The 21,934-nt window shown below is 65.3% G+C and carries 21 protein-coding genes; 9 read left to right on the forward strand and 12 right to left on the reverse strand.

Going from position 1 to position 21,934, the window contains the following annotated elements:
- Window positions 1-143 precede the first annotated feature (143 nt).
- A complete protein-coding gene (locus M6E97_RS12640; RefSeq protein ID WP_003088690.1) occupies window positions 144-2,018 on the forward strand; it encodes a DUF3857 domain-containing transglutaminase family protein in 1,875 nt (624 codons plus the stop codon).
- A gap of 157 nt (window positions 2,019-2,175) precedes the next feature.
- Here M6E97_RS12640 and M6E97_RS12645 read toward each other — a convergent pair whose 3' ends face one another.
- From M6E97_RS12645 to M6E97_RS12660, 4 genes are all read right to left on the reverse strand, one after another.
- A complete protein-coding gene (locus tag M6E97_RS12645; protein WP_023095738.1) occupies window positions 2,176-3,078 on the reverse strand; it encodes an RluA family pseudouridine synthase in 903 nt (300 codons plus the stop codon).
- Window positions 3,079-3,198: 120 nt separating this feature from the next.
- Entirely contained in the window at window positions 3,199-4,428 is a 1,230-nt protein-coding gene (gene sstT, locus M6E97_RS12650) for a serine/threonine transporter SstT (protein WP_003088680.1), read from the reverse strand.
- A 487-nt stretch (window positions 4,429-4,915) separates the two neighbouring features.
- Window positions 4,916-6,286 carry an APC family permease gene (locus tag M6E97_RS12655; RefSeq protein WP_003088677.1) on the reverse strand — a complete coding sequence of 457 codons (1,371 nt, stop codon included), beginning with the start codon at window positions 6,284-6,286 and terminating at the stop codon, window positions 4,916-4,918.
- A 156-nt stretch (window positions 6,287-6,442) separates the two neighbouring features.
- Window positions 6,443-7,819: a glutamine synthetase family protein gene (locus tag M6E97_RS12660; protein WP_003118546.1), complete on the reverse strand. Its 1,377-nt coding sequence runs from the start codon at window positions 7,817-7,819 to the stop codon at window positions 6,443-6,445.
- 553 nt (window positions 7,820-8,372) lie between these two features.
- On the opposite strand from M6E97_RS12660, the gene M6E97_RS12665 reads away from it, so the two are divergent.
- Window positions 8,373-9,083: an AzlC family ABC transporter permease gene (locus M6E97_RS12665; RefSeq protein ID WP_009315631.1), complete on the forward strand. Its 711-nt coding sequence runs from the start codon at window positions 8,373-8,375 to the stop codon at window positions 9,081-9,083.
- The gene (locus M6E97_RS12670; RefSeq protein ID WP_033939467.1) at window positions 9,068-9,382 is read left to right on the forward strand and encodes an AzlD domain-containing protein; all 315 of its coding nucleotides are present in this window, start codon (window positions 9,068-9,070) and stop codon (window positions 9,380-9,382) included. The genes M6E97_RS12665 and M6E97_RS12670 overlap by 16 nt, the downstream gene beginning before the upstream one ends.
- 234 nt (window positions 9,383-9,616) lie before the next feature.
- On the opposite strand, the gene M6E97_RS12675 is transcribed toward M6E97_RS12670, so the two are convergent.
- On the reverse strand, window positions 9,617-10,138 hold the full coding sequence (locus M6E97_RS12675; protein ID WP_031670850.1) for a class I SAM-dependent methyltransferase: 522 nt from the start codon (window positions 10,136-10,138) through the stop codon (window positions 9,617-9,619).
- 733 nt (window positions 10,139-10,871) lie between these two features.
- On the opposite strand from M6E97_RS12675, the gene M6E97_RS12680 reads away from it, so the two are divergent.
- Window positions 10,872-12,530, forward strand: coding sequence for a thiamine pyrophosphate-binding protein (locus tag M6E97_RS12680; RefSeq protein ID WP_003110678.1), 1,659 nt, complete (start codon window positions 10,872-10,874; stop codon window positions 12,528-12,530).
- Between the two features lie 7 nt (window positions 12,531-12,537).
- Here M6E97_RS12680 and M6E97_RS12685 read toward each other — a convergent pair whose 3' ends face one another.
- From M6E97_RS12685 to M6E97_RS12695, 3 genes are all read right to left on the reverse strand, one after another.
- The gene (locus tag M6E97_RS12685) at window positions 12,538-13,212 is read right to left on the reverse strand and encodes a class I SAM-dependent methyltransferase (protein ID WP_003100350.1); all 675 of its coding nucleotides are present in this window, start codon (window positions 13,210-13,212) and stop codon (window positions 12,538-12,540) included.
- Window positions 13,212-14,120, reverse strand: a complete 909-nt coding sequence (locus M6E97_RS12690; RefSeq protein ID WP_003139694.1) for a siderophore-interacting protein — start codon at window positions 14,118-14,120, stop codon at window positions 13,212-13,214. The genes M6E97_RS12685 and M6E97_RS12690 overlap by 1 nt, the downstream gene beginning before the upstream one ends.
- A 134-nt stretch (window positions 14,121-14,254) precedes the next feature.
- A complete protein-coding gene (locus M6E97_RS12695) occupies window positions 14,255-15,679 on the reverse strand; it encodes a PLP-dependent aminotransferase family protein (protein WP_003100354.1) in 1,425 nt (474 codons plus the stop codon).
- Between the two features lie 179 nt (window positions 15,680-15,858).
- On the opposite strand from M6E97_RS12695, the gene M6E97_RS12700 reads away from it, so the two are divergent.
- Both M6E97_RS12700 and M6E97_RS12705 read left to right on the forward strand, forming a co-directional pair.
- Window positions 15,859-16,113, forward strand: coding sequence for a DUF1127 domain-containing protein (locus M6E97_RS12700; RefSeq protein ID WP_033939470.1), 255 nt, complete (start codon window positions 15,859-15,861; stop codon window positions 16,111-16,113).
- Complete coding sequence (locus M6E97_RS12705) at window positions 16,110-16,367, forward strand: hypothetical protein (RefSeq protein ID WP_003088653.1); 258 nt, start codon at window positions 16,110-16,112, stop codon at window positions 16,365-16,367. The genes M6E97_RS12700 and M6E97_RS12705 overlap by 4 nt, the downstream gene beginning before the upstream one ends.
- A 74-nt stretch (window positions 16,368-16,441) precedes the next feature.
- Here the strand turns inward: M6E97_RS12705 and M6E97_RS12710 are convergent, their stop codons facing one another.
- Together M6E97_RS12710 and M6E97_RS12715 are read right to left on the reverse strand one after the other, a co-directional pair.
- Entirely contained in the window at window positions 16,442-16,741 is a 300-nt protein-coding gene (locus tag M6E97_RS12710; protein WP_003118549.1) for a winged helix-turn-helix domain-containing protein, read from the reverse strand.
- 23 nt (window positions 16,742-16,764) lie between these two features.
- Window positions 16,765-17,238 carry an Lrp/AsnC family transcriptional regulator gene (locus tag M6E97_RS12715; RefSeq protein WP_003088649.1) on the reverse strand — a complete coding sequence of 158 codons (474 nt, stop codon included), beginning with the start codon at window positions 17,236-17,238 and terminating at the stop codon, window positions 16,765-16,767.
- 132 nt (window positions 17,239-17,370) lie between these two features.
- Between M6E97_RS12715 and M6E97_RS12720 the strand changes: the two genes are divergently transcribed.
- Both M6E97_RS12720 and M6E97_RS12725 read left to right on the forward strand, forming a co-directional pair.
- On the forward strand, window positions 17,371-17,763 hold the full coding sequence (locus tag M6E97_RS12720; RefSeq protein WP_003088646.1) for a hypothetical protein: 393 nt from the start codon (window positions 17,371-17,373) through the stop codon (window positions 17,761-17,763).
- A 152-nt stretch (window positions 17,764-17,915) separates the two neighbouring features.
- The gene (locus M6E97_RS12725) at window positions 17,916-18,917 is read left to right on the forward strand and encodes a bile acid:sodium symporter family protein (RefSeq protein WP_003128792.1); all 1,002 of its coding nucleotides are present in this window, start codon (window positions 17,916-17,918) and stop codon (window positions 18,915-18,917) included.
- 54 nt (window positions 18,918-18,971) lie between these two features.
- Here M6E97_RS12725 and gorA read toward each other — a convergent pair whose 3' ends face one another.
- Window positions 18,972-20,327, reverse strand: coding sequence for a glutathione-disulfide reductase (gene gorA, locus M6E97_RS12730; RefSeq protein WP_003128794.1), 1,356 nt, complete (start codon window positions 20,325-20,327; stop codon window positions 18,972-18,974).
- Between the two features lie 144 nt (window positions 20,328-20,471).
- Between gorA and M6E97_RS12735 the strand changes: the two genes are divergently transcribed.
- Window positions 20,472-20,894, forward strand: coding sequence for a VOC family protein (locus M6E97_RS12735; protein ID WP_003100368.1), 423 nt, complete (start codon window positions 20,472-20,474; stop codon window positions 20,892-20,894).
- 178 nt (window positions 20,895-21,072) lie between these two features.
- On the opposite strand, the gene galU is transcribed toward M6E97_RS12735, so the two are convergent.
- Complete coding sequence (gene galU, locus M6E97_RS12740) at window positions 21,073-21,912, reverse strand: UTP--glucose-1-phosphate uridylyltransferase GalU (protein WP_003088639.1); 840 nt, start codon at window positions 21,910-21,912, stop codon at window positions 21,073-21,075.
- Window positions 21,913-21,934: the final 22 nt, after the last annotated feature.

Raw genomic sequence — 21,934 nt, forward strand, 5'->3', positions numbered from 1 at the left:
CGCACATAACCGGACCCGCCGGTCGACATGCGGAATTGATAAAACCTATCATTCAGGGTCCATCTCCCCGGCTATCGCCCGGCGCCCCCTTGCGCCCGACTACGCCGGGGAGTTCCGCTCAAACGTTTCATCCTGAGGCTCCGATGCCCCGTCATCCCTTCTCCCCTTCCTTCCTCGCCGCCAGCGTCTTCTGCGCCGCCACCCCGGCCCTCGCCGCGCTGCAACCGATCGCCGAGGCGCCGCTGGCCGGCGAAACCGAGTTCCGCTGCCAGTTCAACGCCGACAACAGCACCGATTGCGTGAGCACCTACAGCTTCACCATCCTCAAGCCGAGCGGCCGCGAGATGCTCTCGCGCATCGATCGCAGCTACGCGGAGACCGACAGCCTGATCGTGGAGAAGGCCGAGCTGACCCAGCCCGGCGGCAAGCCGGTGCCGCTGGACCAGTCGCAGATCGATACGCGCACTGCGCCGAACCCGGACCAGGGCTTCCTGCGCGAACGCCAGACCTCCCTGGCGTTCCCCAACCTGCGCGTCGGCACCCGCATCAGCTACACCCTGCGCGAGCACTTCACCGCCAAGCCGCTGAGCACCCAGTTCCACTACATTCTCAGCCGCCCGCCGATGCCGGTGCGCGACGACCGCTTCGTCGCCGAGTTCAAGGCCGAGCGGCCGATCTTCGTGCGCAGCGAGCTGATGGACGCCTATCGCATCGAACAGAGCGCCGACAAGAAGACCCTCAAGGTCAGCCTGAAAAAGCCGCAATACACCAACTACATCAACGAAGCCGGCAACGCCTACCTGCGCCATACCCCGCGCCTGGAGCTGGGCAGTTCGCTGGACCTGCAGGACAACTTCGGCCCGTTCGCCGCGCGCTACAACGAGATCCTCGCCGCGGAGCTGCCCAAGGGCGCCGCGGCGGCCGTCGCCGCGGTGAAGGGCAAGCCGGCCCGCGAGCAGGTCGCCGGCCTGATGCAGTACATCAACGACACCTACCGCTACCTGGGCGACTGGCGCGCCAGCGAGCGCGGCTACGTGCCCTTCTCCCTGGCGGAGATCGAGCGCAATGGCTACGGCGACTGCAAGGACCTGGCGATCCTCCTCGCCGCCATGCTCAAGGCCGCCGGGATCAAGGCCGAACCGACCCTGGTCAGCCGCGGCGACGTGGTCTGGGACCTGCTGGTGCCCGGCATGTACGCGCCGAACCATGCCATCGTCCGCGCCGAGGTGGACGGCAAGACCTGGTGGCTGGACCCGACCAACCCGGTGTTCGCTCCCGGCCGCACCATGCCCGACATCCAGCAGCGCTGGGCGCTGGTGCTGGGCGCCGACGGCAAGGTGCGGCGCGACGAGATTCCCCTGGAAGCGCCCGGCGACACCCTGCGCGTGACCCGCAGCGAGCATTACACCCATGACGGCGAAGCCCGGGTCGAGTCGCGCGTGGAGCTTTCCAATGCGCCGCTGATGCAGCTCAGCGTCGCCGATCGCCAGCGCGGCCGCACCAGCACCGACCAGGACCTGTGCCGCAACTTCGCCAAGGAAGGCAGCGACTGCGTGCTGGAGCGCGACGACAGCCAGTTCGTGCTGCCGCCCAGCTATACGATCAGTGCCAGGCTTACCGACCGCCGCGCCCTCGACCGGCTCGGCGGAGAGTATTTCTACAACCGCCAGGACCTGGCCAGCCAGTGGGACGCGTTCGCCAAGTACCGCAGCGAAGGCCAGTTGGCCGAGCTGTACCTGGGCGAACCGCAGATCACCTCCTACGACATCAGCCTGTCCGGCGGCAAGACCGACGAGCCGGCGCACAGTTGCGAGATCCGCAGCCCCTGGTTCGACATCGACCTGCAGGCCGAACCGGCCAAGGACGGCGGCTACCACTATCGCTACCGGGAAGTGCAGAAGACCAGTTGGCTCAACCACGACGAGATCAACAGCGCCGAGTTCGGCAAGCTGATCGAGCAGAGCCGCGGTTGCGTCGAGCAACTGCGCCTGGTGGTCAAGCTGGACAAGCGTCCCTGAGCGACGCGCGCCCGCTCCGGCGGGCGCGTCCAGCCGCACAGCGGGCGATTCTTCTACTCGCCCGCGCAGCCCTCCAGGCCGAGCGCCTGCTCATAGAAACGCGCCATGCGCTCCGGGTCGGCGACGTACGCCAGCATTCCGCTGGCGAGCCTGTCGCCTACACCTGCCAATCGAGCCGCAGCCCGGATTCGAACGTACGCCTCTCCCCGCTCAGCGGGTCGTCGAAGCGCAGCCCCCTGGCCAGCAGCTTGAGCGGCCGCCGGTAATCGTCGGGGCTGTCCTCGGCGTCCAGCAGCTCGGGATAGAACCCGTCGTTCTGGATACCCGCGCCGAGTGCCGCGAGGTGCACGCGCAGCTGGTGCTTCTTGCCGGTCACCGGATGCAGCCGGTAGCGCCACCAGCGGCCGTTGCGCTCGGCGACCTCGATGCGCGTCTCGCTGTTCGGCTCGCCCTCGCCTTCGCGCATGCGGAAGAACGGCTCGCCGGGCACCAGGCGGGTCCTGCGCAGCAACGGGAAGTCCAGTCGCGGCAAGGCCGGAGCGATCGCTTCGTAGTACTTGTCGATGCGCCGCTCGCGGAACAGCGCCTGGTAGCGCCCGCGGCTGCCGGGATTGGTCGAGAACAGCACCAGCCCGGCGGTATGCCGGTCGATCCGATGCAGCGGCACCAGGTCGCGATTGCCGGTGCTGCGGGCCAGCCGCGCCAGGAGCGTCTGCTCGACATAGCCGCCGGCCGGCATCACCGGCAGGAAGTGCGGCTTGTCCGCCACCAGCAGATGCTCGTCGCGGTACAGGATGCGCGCCTCGAAAGGGATCGGCGCCTCCGCCGGCAACTCGCGGAAGTAGTGCACACGCAGGCCTTCGCGATACGCCGCCTGCGGGCCCAGCGCACGCCCCTCGGCGTCCAGCACCCGGCCCCGCTGCATGCGCGCCAGCCAGGTGTCGCGGTCGATGGCCGGGAAACGCGCGCAGAGACAATCGAGCACGGTGCTCCAGGGGCCGGCCGGCAGATGCAGGGTGCTGGCGCGGAGACTGGCGTCGGGCAAGGAAGGAGACGACATGCGGCAACTCGGGAAGGACGGGCGAACATTAGGCCGCAGCGCGGCGCACAGGTCAAAGCGCGCCGGAGCGAAACGAAGAAACCGCCCGAGGGCGGTTTCTTCCGTGATCCAGGGATCGAATCAGGCGGCGCTCGCCTTGCGCTCCTCCGCCAGGCAGGCGGCGGCGGTGAACAGCACGTCAGTCGAGGAGTTCAGCGCCGTCTCCGCGGAGTCCTGGAGAATCGCGATGATGAAGCCTACCGCTACCACCTGCATCGCCACCTCGCTGGGAATCCCGAACAGGCTGCAGGCCAGCGGGATCAACAGCAGCGAGCCGCCGGCCACGCCGGATGCGCCGCAGGCGCAGACCGACGCCACCACGCTGAGCAGGATCGCGGTCGGTACGTCCACGGCGATGCCCAGGGTATGCACCGCTGCCAGGGTCAGCACGGTGATGGTGATCGCTGCGCCGGCCATGTTGATGGTCGCGCCCAGCGGGATCGACACCGAATAGGTGTCTTCGTGCAGGCCCAGGCGCTCGCAGAGCTGCAGGTTGACCGGGATATTGGCTGCCGAGCTGCGGGTGAAGAACGCGGTCATGCCGCTTTCGCGCAGGCAGGTCAGCACCAGCGGATAGGGATTGCGGCGGATCTTCAGGAACACGATCAGCGGGTTGACCACGAAGGCCACGAACAGCATGCAGCCGAGCAACACCACCAGCAGGTGGGCATAGCCTTTCAGGGCCTCGACGCCGGACTCGGCGAAGGTCGAGGCGACCAGGCCGAAGATGCCCAGCGGGGCGAAGCGGATCACCACCTTGACGATCAGCGAGACGCCGTTGGACAGCTCGGAGAGCAGGTTGCGGGTGGTATCGCTGGCGTGGCGGAAAGCGATGCCGAGGCCGATGGCCCAGGCCAGGATGCCGATGAAGTTGGCCGAGATCAGGGCGTTGACCGGGTTGTCCACCACGCTCAGCAGCAGAGACTGGAGCACCTCGGCGATACCGCCCGGAGGCGACATCTCGCCCGGATGGCTGGCCAGCACCAGGCTCGAGGGGAAGGCGAAGCTGGCGATCACCGCCACCACCGCGGCGCTGAAGGTGCCGACCAGGTACAGCAGCAGGATCGGCCGGATATGGGTCTGCTGGCCTTGCCTGTGGTTGGCGATGGATGCCATCACCAGGACGAACACCAGTACCGGCGCGACGGCCTTCAGCGCGGAAACGAAGACCTTGCCGATGAAGCCGACCTTGAGCGCTGCGGCCGGGAAGAAGCTGGCGAGCAGCAGGCCGGCGATCAGGCCGACGATGATCTGGCCCACCAGGCTGGTACGCGTCAGCAGATGAAGCAGGGGACGTTCAGGGTATGTCATGCAGATTTCTACTCTTATAGGTGTGTCGAAGGCCGGCCCAGGCAGCTTCCATGCCGAACGACCCTGTGCCGTTCCGCCCCCGCGAAGGGATGGTTCGAGCGAGCCGGGTAGTCTAGGGAAGGACGCGCAGCACCACAGGAAACACCGACCAGCGGATACCGGGCTCCCCCGCCACGGCCATCGAACCGGATCGGGACGGCGTGGATTCTAGCCGTGTCTGCGCTTTTTGGGGGCGTCCAATTCTGTCTGGATTCGGACATGTCGTCGCAGGTGCATTGCCAGCCGGGAGGCCGGAAACCCCTGTGAAAAGGAGGGAAAACGCGGAATTCGCTGTCTGCAGATAGCCAAAGCCCGCCGTGAGGCGGGCTTCAGATGGGGGGCTAGTCCGTTAGCCATGGGTCCATGATTGACCCGTCACCGTGAAAATTTCGTGAAGATTACCAATCTTTTTCCTTCACTTTTTCGCTGAATCCATTCACCGCTCGCCTCACTGGGTCGGACTCAGTTCGCTCTCCTGGAAGCGCGGCGGCGGACGGCTGAAGCTGCGGGTCAGGTAGAACAGGTAGCCGAAGCCCAGCCCGGCCCAGATCAGCCCCATCACCAGCGAGGTGCTTTCCAGGTTGAGCCAGAGCACCGCGACGATGGCCGCGCCGAGCAGCGGCAGGACCAGGTAGTGGAAATGCTCCTTGAGGCTGCGGTTGCGCCCGCCGCGCACATAGAAATGCACGATCACCGAGAGATTGACGAAGGTGAAGGCCACCAGGGCGCCGAAATTGATCAGCGCGGTCGCCGTCACCAGGTCGAAGGAGATCGCCGAGAGCGCCACCATGCCCACGATCAGCACGTTGATCGACGGCGTACGCCATTTCGGATGGACGAAGCCGAAGATCCGCTCCGGCAGCACGTTGTCCCGCCCCATCACGTACAGCAGGCGCGACACGCTGGCCTGGGAGGCCAGGCCAGACGCCAGGGTATTGATGAAGGTGGCGCAGAGGAAGATCGACTGGAACAGCTTACCGCCGACGTACAGGGCGATTTCCGGCAACGCCGCGTCAGGCTCCTTGAAGCGGACGTTGGTCGGGAAATAGGACTGCAGGAAATACGACACGGTGATGAAGATCACCCCGCCGTACAGCGCGGTGAGGAAGATCGCCCGCGGGATCACCTTGGCGGCGTCGCGGGTTTCCTCGGACAGCGTGGTCACCGCGTCGAAACCGAGGAAGGAAAAGCAGAGGATCGTCGCCCCCGCCACCATCGCCGAGAGATGCGCGTGCTCGGAGAAGAACGGCTGGGTGCTGAGCACCGTGGCGGTCCCCTCCCCGTTGTTCAGGCCATGGATCACCAGGCCGATGAAGACCACGATGATCGCCAGCTGGACCAGCACGAAGACGGTGTTGAAATTGGCGACCAGGTTCACGCTCTTGATGTTGATGAGGGTCATGATCAGCACGAACATCACCACCCAGACCCATGGCGCGACCTCGGGGAACAGTGCGGTCAGGTAGATCTTCGCCAGCAGCGCGTTGATCATCGGCAGGAACAGGTAGTCCAGCAGCGACGACCAGCCGACCATGAAGCCGACATGGGGATTGATCGCCCGTTGCGCGTAGGTATAGGCCGAGCCTGCGGTGGGGAACTGGCGGACCAGCTTGCCGTAGCTGATTGCGGTGAACAGCACGCCGGCGAGGGCCAGCAGGTAGGCGGTGGGCACGTGTCCCTGGGAAATCCCGGATACGATGCCGAAGGTGTCGAAGACGGTCATCGGGGTCAGGTAGGCCAACCCGATCATGACGATCTGCCACAGCTTGAGGGACTTGCGAAGCTGGGTTCGTTCTGCGGTGGGGGGAGGATTCGACATGGGTATGCTTGCCTCGATTTCTTCTTTTTCTAATGCACAGCAAAGAAAGGCGGACGGGCGGAAACCGCAGGCTTGCCGCCGTCTACCTTCAGCAAGGGTGGGAACCTCGACGGAAGAACGGGCGGGCGGCGCCGGACCGGAGCCGCCCGCCCATGCTCACACGGTGTGCAGGTACCAGTTGTACTCGAGGTCGGAGATCGAGTACTCGAACTCCTCCAGCTCGCTTTCCTTGCAGGCGACGAAGATGTCGATGTACTTCGGATCGATGTACTTCGCCAGGATCTCGCTGTCGTCCAGTTCGCGCAGGGCGTCGCGCAGGTTGTTCGGCAGGCTCGGCTCCAGCTGCTCGTAGGAGTTGCCTTCGATCGGGGCACCCGGCTCGACCTTGTTGGTCAGCCCGTGGTGCACCCCGGCAAGCACCGAGGCCAGCAGCAGGTAGGGGTTGGCGTCGGCGCCGGCGACGCGATGTTCCAGGCGTACCGCGTCCGGGCTGCCGGTGGGCACACGCAGGGCCACGGTGCGGTTGTCCAGGCCCCAGCTCGGCGCGTTCGGCACGTAGAACTGCGAACCGAAGCGGCGGTAGGAGTTGACGTTCGGGCAGAGGAAGGCCATGGAGGCCGGCAGGGTCTCGAGCACGCCGCCGATCGCATGGCGCAATGCGGCGTTCTGCTCGGGATCCTCGCTGGTGAAGATGTTGTTGCCGTGCTTGTCGAGCAGCGAGATGTGTACGTGCAGTCCGTTCCCGGCCTGGCCCGGATAGGGCTTGGCCATGAAGGTGGTGTCCATCTCGTGGTCGTAGGCGATGTTCTTGATCAGGCGCTTGAGCAGCACCGCATAGTCGCAGGCCTTCATCGGGTCGGCGACGTGATGCAGGTTGACCTCGAACTGCGCCGGTGCGGATTCGGCGACGATGGCGTCGGCCGGGATGCCCTGGGCGCGGGCGCCGTCGATGATGTCCTGGAGGCACTCGACGTATTCGTCGAGGTCGTCGATGGAGTACACCTGCACCGACTGCGGACGCTTGCCGGAGATCGGCGAGCGCGGCGGCTGCGGCCGGCCGTTCACGTTCTCCTGGTCGATCAGGTAGAACTCCAGCTCGAAGGCGGCGACGATGGTCAGTTCCATCTCGGTGAACCTGGCCACCACCTGGCGCAGGACTTCGCGGGGGTCGGCGAAGAAGGGATCACCTTCCAGCTCATGCATGGTCATCAGCAGTTGCGCGGTCGGGCGCTTCTGCCAGGGTTCCATGGAGAGGGTGCCGGGGATCGGGTAGCAGATCCGGTCGGCGTCGCCGATGTCGAGACCCAGGCCGGTACTCTCTACGGTGGAGCCGGTGATATCGAGGGCGAACAGGGAAGCGGGAAGGTTGATACCTTTTTCGAAGACTTTGGGCAGACTGTTGCGTTCGATTCGCTTGCCGCGAACCACGCCATTCATGTCTGAAATCAGAAGGTCGACGAACTGGACCTCGGGATGTTCCTGAAGGAACAGGCTCGGCTCAGTGAGCTGAACGGCACGCAGGGGTACCGACATGATGCAACACCTTTTTTGTTAAAAATTTCAATCATGCGGGGGCTGGAGCCAGAGTCAATCGGAAAGCCAATTTGTTGTCAATAGCCCTCTCGTCGCCCTCGCGGACGGCGAAATGGCCGTAGACAGGGCCTTCCAGAGCATCGCGAAAGCGGCCAAAGCCAGGCCAGGCAAGGTGTTCAACCTGGTGCAGCAGATATTTTACAGGCTCCGTTGTACGAAAAATTGAACAAGGCTAAGCTGTGCCAACCCTACAACAGCAATAAACCGGGTGTTCCATGTCCTACCAGCCGTCCCTCGGCGCCAAGTTCTGCGGCCACAAGATCGGTCAGCATCCGCGTTAGCTCCGCTCCGGTTCTTCTCTCCCTCGATTCTTCGCAGCGCCCTCGAGCGGCCCTCGCTCGTCCGCCGCCTGCCCTGCCCGTCCTCCTTATATAAGGAAGGACACCGGCCGCTTTCGCCTGCGTGGATAACGGATACGAAGAGCAAGATCGTTCAAGCCAGCCCGATGCGCCTGCTGGCATGCTGGACCGACGTTCACCACCGCCATGCCCCCATGACTGCCCACGACCTGCCCCGCCAAGCCTTTCTCCGCGGCGCCGTCGCCATCCTCCCATTGTCCCTGGCCGTCGCGCCCTGGGGGCTGCTGGCGGGATCGATGGCCATCGAAGCCAACCTCACCCCGGCCGAGGGCCAGGGCCTGTCCGCCATCGTCTTCGCCGGCGCCGCCCAGTTGGTGGCGATCGGCATGCTCAAGGGCGGTGCCGGGTTCTTTTCGATCATCTTCACCACCCTCCTCCTGACCTCGCAGCACCTGCTCTACGGCATGAGCTTGCGGCCGGTCCTGTCGCCTCTGCCGGGACGCTGGCGGATCGGCCTGGGCTTCCTGCTCACCGACGAGTTCTTCGCCCTCGCCAGCCAGCACGACCGGCGCAACTTCAACCGCTGGTACGCCCTCGGCGTCGGCCTGACCTTCTATATCGCCTGGAACCTGTTCACCCTCGCCGGCATCCTGCTTGGCCGCAGCATTCCCGGTCTCGAACACCTGGGCCTGGATTTCTCCATCGCCGCCACCTTCATCGCCCTGGTCGCGCCGCTGGTGCGCAACGTACCGACGCTGGTCTGCGTGGCCACCTCGCTGTTCTGCTCGGTGCTGTTCAGCCACTGGCAATGGAGTTCGGCGCTGGTCCTCGCCGGCCTCGCCGGGATGGCCGCCGGTTTCGTCTGCAACAAGCTGTATCGGGAGGCGCCATGGTCTGGGCAGTGATCTTCGGCATGGGCGCGATCGTCTTCCTCAACCGCTACCTGTTCCTCGAACCGCGCCTGCCGATCCGCCTCGGCAGCAACCTGCGGCAGTTCCTCGGTTTCGCCGTGCCCGGCATGCTCACCGCCATCTGCGGCCCCATCGTGTTCATGTCCGAGGGCCGCATCGACCTCGGCTACGACAATCCCTACCTGGTCAGCGGCGCAGTCACCGTGGCGCTGGTGCTCTATACCCGCAATACCCTGGCGAGCATGCTGCTGGGCATGGCGTTCTTCTTCCTGTTCAAGTGGTGGCTGATTTGATCGATGTCAGTCGCTGACGGCATGACCTCTGCATGCAGCCCCTTGCAGGGTTCATACAAACTCGCGGCTGGCGGCTATATGGCCCACCAGATGCTCCGGAGCAGCCGCTATCCGGCTGACAGCCAGGCTACTATCGATGCAGTACCTGATAGCAACCATCTCCCTTCTATCTAGCCTGGATAAACACGCGTAAACCTGGCGCCCGCCCAGGCAAAGCAATTGACGGGGAGCACTTTAGAAAATCACCCGAAAATAATGACGATAGTCACAGTGACCGCCATCCTCCCGCTCGACGGCTTTCACCTTGAACTGCTTTGCCCCCAGCAACTCCAAGACACGAACCAGTTGATCATGGCTGAATATCTGTGTATGCCCGATTGCTGGAACTCCGCGAGAGTCAGTCACCAACAGTAGCTCACCGCCCGTCCTCAACCTGCCCACACAGTCAATCAGGAACTGGATCCAGTCGGCCGTATGGTCAAGCACATTTGAGCAAACGACGAAATCGAAAGCACTCTCTATATCGGCAACACCATCCCTTATATAACAAGAAGAACCTCTTTCCCCGAGAATCGAGAATGGAAGGTTCTCTGCATACAGCCCCATCAATGAGTCCTGGGCAGTCACTGTCACGCCTTCGACCTTCTCGAAAAAGCCGATCGGCCCACTACCTACTTCCAAAACCTTACCTTCAAAACCTTCGTAGCGATAATGCGAGGAGCCGTACGTGAACCCCATCTTCCCAAGAAACCACATTGCATCCTTATGCCGGGCCTCTTGTAGTTCCTCGACAGACAGATGGCGATAGGGCCATTTATCCTTCCAGAAAGAAAGCTCGTACTCCTGGGAATGTATCCACTGCTCCGGATCTGCAGACGCAACGCTGCGTACGTCAGGAGCAGTTTCAACCCTACGGGACACCGACGAGAATTCGCCTGCACCACTGCCACGCTCTTCGATACACACTAGAGGAGTGCCACTCGAACGACGGCGTTCCCAGAAACCGGATAAAAATTTCACCCTAAAAACCTCCCTGCTCATTGATACCCTTGCCCATCGGACTAAAAGATAAAAGCCGAAACTTGCCGACAACCAAACAACAACTCGCCCTCTATCTCAGCGCCCCAGCAAAAATCTTCCCCTCAGGAAGCCGCCAAACAGCACTGCCCGAGGAAAAACTAACAAAGAAAATTTATAAATAATGTAAGAACAATCCTTTTTGCTAGAGGAAATAGTTACATAGACATAATTGAGGAGAAGATGGAGAAACGAGCGGAAAACCGCGCTCTCCGATCCGCCTAGAGGAGACCCGTTGCGATGACGCTCCAGTCCCCTTCTCGTCCAGATGAAGCGCTGAAAGGGGCCTCCTCCGCAACGAAGAACGAGGGTTCATGCGCCACGGGAATGAACTCGCGAAGAAAGGTCGCTTGGCGCGGACGTGCTTTGGGCCGAAGATCGGGGCAACCACAACGTGCGCAGCGAGGCCCTCATGTCCGACTCCCTTCCCCAGCGCAACGGCGGGCAAATCCTGGTAGAGGCATTGCGGCGCAATGCCGTCGATACCGTCTACTGCATCCCCGGGGAAAGCTACCTGCCGGTGCTCGACGCGCTGCACGACGCCGACGGCATCCGCACCGTCGTCACCCGCCACGAGGGTGCCGCCTCGAACATGGCCGATGCCTACGGCAAGCTGACCGGCCGACCAGGCATCTGCTTCGTCACCCGCGGCCCCGGTGCCACCCATGCGGCGAATGGCGTGCACACGGCGCAGCAGGACTCGACGCCGATGATCCTGTTCGTCGGCCAGGTGGAAAGCGCCTTCAAGGGCCGCGAGGCGTTCCAGGAAGTCGACTACGTGCAGATGTTCTCGGGCCTGGCCAAGTGGGCCGTGGAAATCGACCGTATCGAACGCATCCCGGAGATCGTCGGCCGCGCCTTCAGCGTCGCCACCTCGGGCCGACCGGGTCCGGTCGTGGTCGCCCTGCCCGAGGAAATCCTCTTCGGTTCCGCGCAGGTCGCCGATGCGCCGGAGCCAAGGGTGCTTCCGGGGCGGCCGGGCGCCACGGCGATGGCGGAACTGCGCGAACTGCTGGCGAACGCCAGGCGCCCCCTGCTGGTACTTGGCGGCAGCGGCTGGGACAGTGCCGCCAGGAAACGGCTAGGCGCCTTCGTCGAGGCCAATGGCCTGCCGGTGGCCACCTCGTTCCGTCGCCAGGACCTGTTCGACAACCGTGACCCGCACTACGCCGGACAACTGGGCTTCGGCGCGGCGCCGGCGCTATTGGAGCGGCTGCGCCAGGCCGACCTGCTGCTGGTGGTCGGGGCGCGCCTGGGCGAAACGCCGAGCGCTGGCTACAGCCTGGTGCGTAGTCCGGCCCCCGCGCAGACGCTGATCCACGTGCATCCGGACAGCGCGGAACTGAACCGCGTCTACCTGGCGCGACTGCCGATCCAGGCCACCCCGTGTGCCTTCGCCGAGGCCCTGGCCGACCTCGCGCCGTTGCCCTCGAGCACTTGGCAGGACTGGCGCGAAGCCGCCCATGCCGATTACCTGGCCTACTCGACCCCGGCCGCGAGCGACCCCGCCATCCAGGGCGTCGACCTGGCGTCCGTGGTCGCGTACCTCAGCGAAAACCTGCCGGACGACGCGGTGATCGCCAACGGTGCCGGCAACTATGCCGTCTGGGTGCATCGCTTCTACCGCTATCGCCAGGCCCGCACGCAGTTGGCGCCGACCAACGGCGCCATGGGCTACGGCCTGCCCGCCGCGATCGCCGCCAGCCTGCGCGATCCGCAGCGCAGCGTGGTGTGCTTCGCCGGCGACGGCTGTTTCATGATGTATCCGCAGGAGCTGGCGACCGCCGCGCAGTTCGGCGCGACGCCGGTGGTGATCGTGGTCAACAACGGCATGCTCGGCACCATCCGCATGCATCAGGAACGCGAATATCCCGGGCGGGTATCCGCCACCCGCCTGGACAACCCCGACTTCGTCGCCCTGGCGCGAGCCTTCGGCGCCCACGCCGAACGAGTGGAATGCAGCGCCGACTTCCCCGCCGCGTTCCGCCGCGCCCGCGAAAGCGGACGCCCGGCGCTGCTGGAGCTGCTGACCGACCCACGCCAGATCACGCCGCAGGCGCGCCTCGCCTGAGGCGTCCTCAGCCGGCGCGGAAGGCGATCCAGGCCTGGTAGCCCACGGCCTGGAAATAGCGGCTGGGCAGGACGAAGCCGGTGTCTTCCAGCAGTTCGCCGAGGCGCTGCTCGGACAACGGATCGAAATCCTCGCGCAAGCGTTGCAGCATGCCGTCGCTGTCCTCCGGGGAAAGCCCGGCCAAACGGCAGGCCTCGGCCTGCACCGGGCGTTCGAAGGCGTCCCGGGCTTCCATCAGGTTGGCCAGCAGCAACGGCGCCGCTGGCGCCAGACGCTCGGCGACCGCCTCGAGGAAGCGCCGCTTGGCCTGGTCGCCGCGCAGGAAATGCAGCACCAGCAGGACCAGCGCCGCATCGCAAGGCGGCGCAGGCGGTAGCCCGGCGACGTCGCCGCAGTGCAGCTCGATCCGCTCCAGCAGGCCGAGCCTGGCGCAGCGCTGGCGGGCCAGGGCGAGCATGTCGGCCGACAGGTCCGCCGCGACGAAACGCCAGCCTGGACGCAACCCGGCCAGCTCCGCCAGTTCGCCGCCGGCGCCGCAGCCGACGCTGAGCAGGCGCGCCCGTTCCGGCAGACGGGCCAGCAACTGCGCGCGACTGAGCAGGTGCAGCAACTCGTAGCCCGGCAACAGGCGGCCGATCCGCGTCTCGTAGCCGTCCGCCTGTTTCCCGACGAAGCGGCCCATCAGTCGAACACCTTGCCCAGGCGCCAATAGCCCATCAGGGTCAGATGACGCTTGTCGATACCGCGCTCCTGCACCAGGTAGCGCCGGATCGCCATCACCGCCGCCGACTCGCCGGCGACCCAGGCGTAGAAACTGCCGCTCTCGGGGCTCGCCAGTTCCCAGAGGATCTCCTCGTCGATATCGATGTCCTCCAGCTCCTGGGCCGCACCACCCGCCACCTCGCGCTCCGGCAGCCGCGCCTGGCGCGCCGCCTCGATCATCCGCTCGCCGTTGCGCGAATGGATGCCGGCCTGGTGGCGCGGCAGCCAGTGCAGGCGCGCACCGGGAATCGCCGGCAGGTCGAGGATATCGGCTTCTCCCGGCACTTCGAGAAAGGCCTCGACCACCGGCGGCTCGGCTTCGCCGGCCAGCTCCTCGAGAATTCCCGCCACCGCGGGCAAGGCGGTTTCGTCGGCGATCAGCAGGATATGGCGGACGCCAGCCGGCGGCTTCCATTCGTAGCCGCCGGGGTCATCGCCGTATTGCCGGTTGGGCGCGGCCAGTTGCAGGCGGTCGCCGATCCGCGCGTGGGTCGCCCAGGCCGAGGCCGGGCCGTTCTCGCCGTGGAGGACGAACTCCACGTCGACCTCCTCCTGCTCGGCGCGCAGCGCACGGATGGTGTAGGTACGCATCGGCGGCCGGCGAGCCGGCTCGACGCTGCGATAGGCCTGGTACCACTCGCTGCCACCGGGCAGGCTGGGCGGCTGGCCGCTGGCATCGGGGAAGAAGATCTTGATCCGCTGGTCGGCGGCCAGGGTCTTCATCTCGGCGACCTCCGGGCCGCCGAAGACGAAGCGGGTCAGCGCCGGGCTGAGTTGCTCGCGGCGCTTGAGTTCGACATTGAACAGACGATAGGCGGGTTGCGACATGACGATGGTCTCCTGGTGACCGGCGCCCAGCGGCGCCGGCGGATGCATGCATCAGGCAACTCTAGCAAACAATGCGAATGATTAGCATTTGCTATTTGTGCAATCGTCGACTGCGTCGAAAGCACGACTGCCGCTCAGGCCTCGCAAGGCTCCAGCAGCTCGCAAGCGCTCTCCCCTACTCGCCTGACCGCCTGCTCGATGGCCGGGGTCGGCAACGCCGCGTAGTTCATCCGCAGGCAGTTCCGGTACTTGCCGGAAGCGGAGAAGATGCAGCCCACCGCGACTTGTACGCCGCGGTTGCGCAAGGCCTTGTCCAGGCGCAGGGTGTCGAACGCCTCGTCCAGTTCGACCCAGAGCAGGAAACCGCCCTGGGGCCGGCTGGCGCGGGTGCCCTCCGGGAAATAGCGCGCCACCCAGTCGATCATCAGGTCGCGTCCGCGCTGGTACTGGGCGCGCATGCGCCGCAAGTGCGGCTCGTAGTGGCCGTTGCCGATGAATTCGGCGATCGCCAGTTGCGGTTGCAGGGCGCTGGCGCCGGTACTGATGTACTTCATGTGCAGCACGCGGTCGGCGTAGCGCCCGGGTACCATCCAGCCGATCCGCAGGCCCGGCGCCAGGACCTTGGAGAACGACCCGCAGAGCAGCACCCGGCCATCGTCGTCGTACGACTTGATGGTGCGCGGGCGCGGATAGGTGTAGGCCAGGTCGCCATAGACATCGTCCTCGATGATCGCCACGTCGTAGCGCTGGGCCAGGGCCAGCAGCGCCCGCTTGCGCGACTCGGGCATGATGTAGCCGAGCGGGTTGTTGCAGTTCGGGGTCACCTGGATGGCCTTGATCGGCCACTGTTCCAGCGCCAGTTCGAGGGCTTCCAGGCTGATGCCGTTGACCGGATCGGTGGGGATCTCCAGGGCCTTCATGCCGAGGCCTTTCAGCGATTGCATGGCGCCATGGAAGCTCGGCGACTCCACCGCGACGATGTCGCCCGGTTCGCACACCGCGCGGATGCTCACCGACAGGGCCTCGTGGCAGCCGGTGGTGATCACCACGTCGCTGGCGGTGGCCCGACAGCCGGAGTCCACCAACAGGCGGGCGACTTCCTCGCGCAGCAACGGCGAGCCGTGGATCCCGTCGTAGGCCAGCGCACGGGCGTCGGCGTGGCGGTTGAGCCGGGCCAGGCTGCGGGTCAGCGGTTTCAGCGAAGGGCTGGAGATGTCCGGCATGCCACGGCCGAGCTGGACCACGTCCGGCCGCGGTACCGTGCTGACCAGGGCCAGCACCTGCTCCCATTGCGAGATTTCCACCGGCCGCTGGGCCAGGCGGGCGATCGCCGGCAGCGGCGGCATCTGTCGCGCGACCGGTACGAAATAGCCGGACTTCGGCCGCGGCTCGGCCAGCCCGCGATCTTCCAGCAGCCTGTATGCCTGTTGCACGGTGCTCAGGCTGACGCCGTGCTCGATGCTCATGGCCCGCACCGAGGGCAGCCGGTCGCCCGGACGGTAGAGGCCCTGTTCGATGCGCGAACCGAGGGTCTCGGCGAGTTGCAGATAAAGGGTCATGAGCGGGACTCCAGGGTGAGCGAAAGCGGGACCGGTACAGATGGTGGCGAAATCCACCATTCAGGCCGGGGAGCGCTTGATCTGTATGCAGTCAACCCACCTTTTCTGGACCTGTACGGAACAGCGCGCGATGGCCATTCTATCTCCGTCGTCCAGCCGATCAATATGGAGTACGCAGCATGACGCGACTCAGTGCGAAATCCGAGCGCCGCCAACGCCTCGATGGCCCCTTCCCACTCACCGCGATGGACAACCTGGCGCAGGCCCTGCGTCGCGGCTATCGCCTGGCCCGGCAACGCCAGTTGACCCGGCGCGCGCTGCTGGACCTGGAAGCGGCGGAACTGAAGGATATCGGCCTGAGCGCCGAGCAGGCCCGCGAGGAAGCCTCGCTGGCGTTCTGGCAGGCGGGAAAATCCGGCGGGAGGAAGGCATGATCCGCTGTCGCAACTGTGGCGAACACCCAGCCAGCGAAGGGCATATCTGTATGGTCTGCAAGCGCCGATCCGACATCGACCCATACAAGGCGCTGATCGCCATGGCCCTGCTGGTCTACTGCGGCGTCAGCCTGGCGGCCTACCTCAAGCCGCATATGCCGTCACCGCCGCCTACCGCCGGCAGCAGCGTCCAGCCCGCCGAGGAGCTGGCCCAGCGCGCCCGCCAGGCCACCCTGGAACAGCGCGGCATCTGAAGAACGCATGCTCGGGAGGGGAGGCAGTTTGAGCCCCTCCTTCTTTTATATGCATGTGGCCGCCAGCGCGTGGCTCATTCCGCCGGATACTCCAGCGCCGCCGCGATTCGCCGATGCTGCTCGACCACCCACTCCCGCCGTACCGCCCCCCAGTCGCGGATGACATAGCCGCCCTGGTGGTTGCGCGCGCCCTCCCGCTGCTCGAACTCGCAGACGATGTCCAGTTCCTCCAGCGCGGCGATGGTGTCCTGGGCGGTACGCCGGGGCATGCCGGTGGCGGCCATGATCTCCGGCACGCTGGCGGTGCCGCTGTCGATCAGGTAGGCGACGTAGAGGCGGCGGTAGAAGCTGGACTTGGTCTTGCTGATGGTCATGGGCAGGCGTTCTCCGGGAAGGCTCAGGGAGCGAGCAGGGGCAAGGTAGTGGTGGATTTGATTTCCGACAAGGCGACGATGGAGTTCACTTCCTGGATGCCCGGCACCGCCGACAGCTTCTCGAAGAAAAAGCGTTCGTAGGATTCGATATCGCGGGTGACGATACGCAGCATGAAGTCCACCGCGCCCATCAGTACGTGGCACTCCAGCACCTCGGGAAACTGGTGCATCGCCTCGGCGAAGTCGGTGAGGTTCTTGCGCCCATGGGCGTTGAGCTTGATCTGGGCGAATACCTGGGTATTCAGGCCGATCTTCTTGCGGTCGAGCAGGGTCACCTGCTTGCGGATCACCCCCTCCTCCTTCAGGCGTTGGATGCGCCGCCAGCAGGGCGATTGGGAAAGTCCGATGCGCTCGGCGATCTCGGCGGTGGAAAGCGAGGATTCCTCCTGCAGCAAAGCGAGAATACGCTGATCGTACATATCCAGTGGAATGGACATAAATATTCCCTACAAAGAAAAATATAGGGATCAAGTATGCACGGATAGCGCAAAATCACGCAAAAACAGGAGAAAAAATCCGGCACGCCTCTGGGAGAATTTCTCTCGTCGAAACACTGCCTGGAGCGTCACATGTCAACCCTCGCCCCCCTTTTCCTGGCCAAACACCCTGACGGCGAAGAACGCCAGGTGATCCGCCCGAACGTCTGGGAAACCTCCTGCGCAGATACCGAGACCCTGTCGATCTTCCATATCGAGGGCATGGCCGACCCGGACCTGCTGTGCCGGGTGCTCAACCTGTTCGCCGTGCAGTCCTTCACCCCGGAGCGGGTTCGTGCCGACCGCGAGGACCACAAGATCCGCCTGCTGCTGACCTTCCCCGGCCTCAGCCAGCACCGCGCCAGCGTGATCGCGGAGAAACTGCGCTCGCTGGTCACCGTGCTCGCCGTCCGCCTGGAGTTCTCTCCCCATGCCGGCAAGGTCCGTCCCAGCGTCAGCGAGCCGCTGCTGGCCAGCGTCGTCTGAGCCCCTCGGGGCGGCGCGGCGGCCGCCCTGTCCACTCAGCGTCATCGGCTGGCCTTCTGGCGTTAGCCGGTCGCCCAGCCCATGGCTACAGTGCAGGTTCGCCAGGCAGCCAGAAGACTGCCGTGTGTTCCCCGATCCTGCAGAGCGTGCCCATGTCCCGACCGCGTTTCCTTCCGGATAACTTCACCCTGGCGCTGATCGCCACCGTCCTTCTCGCCACTTTCCTGCCCTGCAGCGGCCAGACCGCCGTGGTCTTCGAATGGGTGACCAACATCGGCATCGGCCTGCTGTTCTTCCTCCACGGCGCCAAGCTGTCGCGCCAGGCGATCGTCGCCGGCATGACCCACTGGCGCCTGCACCTGCTGGTGTTCGCCTGCACCTTCGTGATGTTCCCGCTGCTCGGCCTGGCGCTGAAACCGGCGCTGTCGCCGATGGTCACCCCGGAGCTGTACCTCGGCATCCTGTTCCTCTGCGCCCTGCCGGCCACGGTGCAATCCTCCATCGCCTTCACCTCGCTGGCGCGCGGCAACGTGCCGGCAGCGGTATGCAGCGCTTCCGTGTCGAGCCTGCTCGGCGTATTCCTCACCCCGCTGCTGGTCAAGCTGCTGCTCGGCGCCGAAGGCGAGACCGGCAACGCGCTGGACGCCATCGGCAAGATCACCCTGCAACTGCTGGTACCCTTCATCGCCGGCCAGGTCCTGCGGCGCTGGATCGGCGCCTGGGTGGAGCGCAACAAGCCGGTGCTGCGCTATGTCGACCAGGGCTCGATCCTGCTGGTGGTCTACACCGCCTTCAGCGCCGCGGTGATCCAGGGTCTGTGGCACGAAGTACCCTGGCTGGCGCTGCTCGGCCTGACCGTCGCCTGCTGCGTGATCCTCGCCCTGGCCCTGGTGCTGACCACAGTGCTGGCGCGACGCCTGGGCTTCAGCAAGGAAGACGAGATCACCATCGTCTTCTGCGGTTCGAAGAAGAGCCTGGCCACCGGCGTGCCCATGGCCAAGGTGCTGTTCGCCACCAGTGCGGTGGGGCCGATGGTGTTGCCGCTGATGCTGTTCCACCAGATCCAGCTGATGGTCTGCGCGGTGCTCGCGCAACGCTACGCCAGGCGCCGCGACGACGCAGCGGCGGCGCTGGCCGAGGCCCCCTCGCGCTGAGCGCGAAAATGAAAGAAGCCGGCCCTGGGGCCGGCTTCTTCGTTCAGACGCGGCTCAGCGCGTCGGCGTGCGCAGGGTGACGAACTCTTCCGCCGCGGTCGGGTGGATGCCGATGGTCTCGTCGAACGCCTGCTTGGTCGCCCCGGCCTTCATCGCCACCGCGATACCCTGGAGGATCTCGCCGGCCTCGGCGCCGACCATGTGGCAGCCCAGCACCCTGTCGTCGTGGGCATCCACGACCAGCTTCATCAGGGTCTTTTCCTGGTCGTCGGTAAGGGTCAGCTTCATCGGCCGGAAGCGGCTCTCGAAGATCTTCACCTTGTGCCCGGCGCTCAGCGCCTCCTCCTCGGTCAGGCCGACGGTGCCGATGTTGGGCAGGCTGAACACCGCGGTGGGAATCAACTTGTAGTCCACCGGACGGTACTCCTCCGGCTTGAACAGCCGCCGCGCCACCGCCATGCCCTCGGCCAGCGCCACGGGGGTCAACTGGACGCGACCGATCACGTCGCCCAGGGCGAGGATCGACGGCTCGCTGGTCTGGTAGTGCTCGTCGACCGCGATGAAGCCCTTGTCGGTCAGCTTCACTCCGGTGTTTTCCAGGCCAAGGTCATCCAGCATCGGCCGCCGCCCGGTGGCATAGAACACGCAGTCCGCCTCCAGCACCCGGCCGTCCTTGAGGGTCGCGGCCAGGCTGCCATCGGCCTGTTTGTCGATGCGGGCGATGTCGCTGTTGAACTGCAGGTCCAGGCCCTTCTTGCCCAATTCGTCGCGCAGGTGTTCGCGGACGCTGCGGTCGAAGCCGCGCAGGAACAGGTCGCGACGGTAGAGCAAGGTGGTCTCGGCGCCGAGCCCGTTGAAGATCGAGGCGAACTCGACGGCGATGTAGCCGCCGCCGACCACCAGCACACGGCGCGGCAGGCGCTCGAGGAAGAACGCCTCGTTGGAGGTGATCGCGTGTTCCTTGCCGGGAATGTCCGGCACCTGCGGCCAGCCACCGGTGGCGACGAGAATGTGCTTGGCGCTGAAACGCTGGCCGTCCACCTCGACGTTGTGCGCATCGAGCAGACGGGCGTGACCTTCGAGCAAGGTCACCCCGCTGTTCACCAGCAGGTTGCGGTAGATGCCGTTGAGCCGCTGGATCTCGCGGTTCTTGTTGCCGATCAGGGTCGCCCAGTCGAACTGCGCCTCGCCGGCGCTCCAGCCATAGGCCCGGGCCTGCTCGAAGTCCTCGCTGAAATGCGCGCCATAGACCAGCAGCTTCTTCGGCACGCAGCCGACGTTGACGCAGGTGCCACCCAGGTAGCGACTCTCCGCCACCGCGACACGGGCACCGAAGCCGGCGGCGAAGCGGGCGGCGCGTACGCCCCCTGAGCCGGCGCCGATGACGAACAGATCGAAATCGAAAGACATGTTCCTACTCCTGGATCAGATGCGTTCCAGCATAACCCATTCACCAGCGTCGGCTCCCGCCGGATCGACGCAGAAACCTGTCGAAACGGCTCAGCGCAGGGCCTGGCAGGCGATGGGCTATGCTTGTCCGTGGAGGTAAGCGCGATGTCCCCCACCCTCACCCACCTGGCGCTGCACGTCCCCGACCTCGACGCCTGCATCGCCTTCTACGAAACCTTCTGCGGCATGCGGGTGATCCACCGGCGCCCCGGCAAAGGCTCGCAGATCGTCTGGATGGCCGAACCCGGCCAGGAACAACGCTTCATCTTCGTCATCATGCCCGGCGGCCAGCCGCGCAACCTGGCCAGCGACGATTACAGTCATTTCGGCTTCGCCCTCTCCAGCCGCGCCGCGGTAGACGATCTGGCGCGCCGCGCCGAGGCCGCCGGCTGCCTGGTCTGGGCGCCGCGCGACGAGCCCTATCCGGTCGGCTACTACTGCGGCCTGCGCGATCCCGCGGGCAACTACGTGGAGTTCAGCTACGGCCAGCCGCTGGGCCCGGGTTCCGAGGCGCTGCCGATTCCCTGACCGGGCGCGGAGGCGCCGCGTGGCCCAGGCCAGGCTGGCGGGGTTATTCGCCCGACGCCAACAACGCCACGCCCGCCGACAGCTCAGGTAGGGCGGATACCCCATGGCCGTTCGCCCCATACGAAAAACGCCGCGCCCCCATCGGGGACGCGGCGTTCTTCATCGGGAACGGCGAGGCTCAGTGAGCCTTGCCGGTCTTGTAGAGGTTTTCGTAGCAGAAGTTGGTCGCCTCGATGTAACCCTCGGCGCTGCCGCAGTCGAAACGCTTGCCCTTGAACTTGTAGGCCAGCACGCAGCCGTCCTGGGCCTGCTTCATCAGGGCATCGGTGATCTGGATCTCGCCGCCCTTGCCCGGTTCGGTCTGCTCGATCAGGTCGAAGATGTCCGGGGTCAGGATGTAACGGCCGATGATCGCCAGGTTCGACGGCGCCTCTTCCGGCTTCGGCTTCTCGACCATGGTGTTCACCCGGAAGATATCGTCGCGGATCATCTCGCCGGCGATCACGCCGTACTTGTTGGTCTCTTCCGGCGGCACTTCCTGGATCGCCACGATGGAGCAGCGGAACTGGTTGTACAGCTTGACCATCTGCTTCAGCACGCTGTCGCCTTCGAGGTTCAGGCACAGGTCGTCGGCCAGGACCACGGCGAACGGCTCGTCGCCGATCAGCGGACGACCGGTGAGGATGGCGTGGCCGAGGCCCTTCATCTCCACCTGGCGGGTGTAGGCGAAGGTGCACTCGTCGATCAGCCGACGGATGCCGACCAGGTACTTTTCCTTGTCGGTGTTGCGGATCTGGTGTTCCAGCTCGTAGCTGATGTCGAAGTGGTCTTCCAGCGAACGCTTGCCGCGGCCGGTGACGATGCCGATCTCGGAAAGGCCGGCTTCCAGCGCCTCCTCCACCGCGTACTGGATCAGCGGCTTGTTCACCACCGGCAGCATTTCCTTGGGCATGGCCTTGGTGGCCGGGAGGAAACGAGTGCCGTAACCGGCGGCCGGGAAAAGACATTTCTTGATCATGAGAATCCTTCGACATGGACGA

It is taken from the genome of Pseudomonas sp. B111, assembly GCF_026428275.1.
GTDB lineage: Bacteria > Pseudomonadota > Gammaproteobacteria > Pseudomonadales > Pseudomonadaceae > Pseudomonas > Pseudomonas aeruginosa.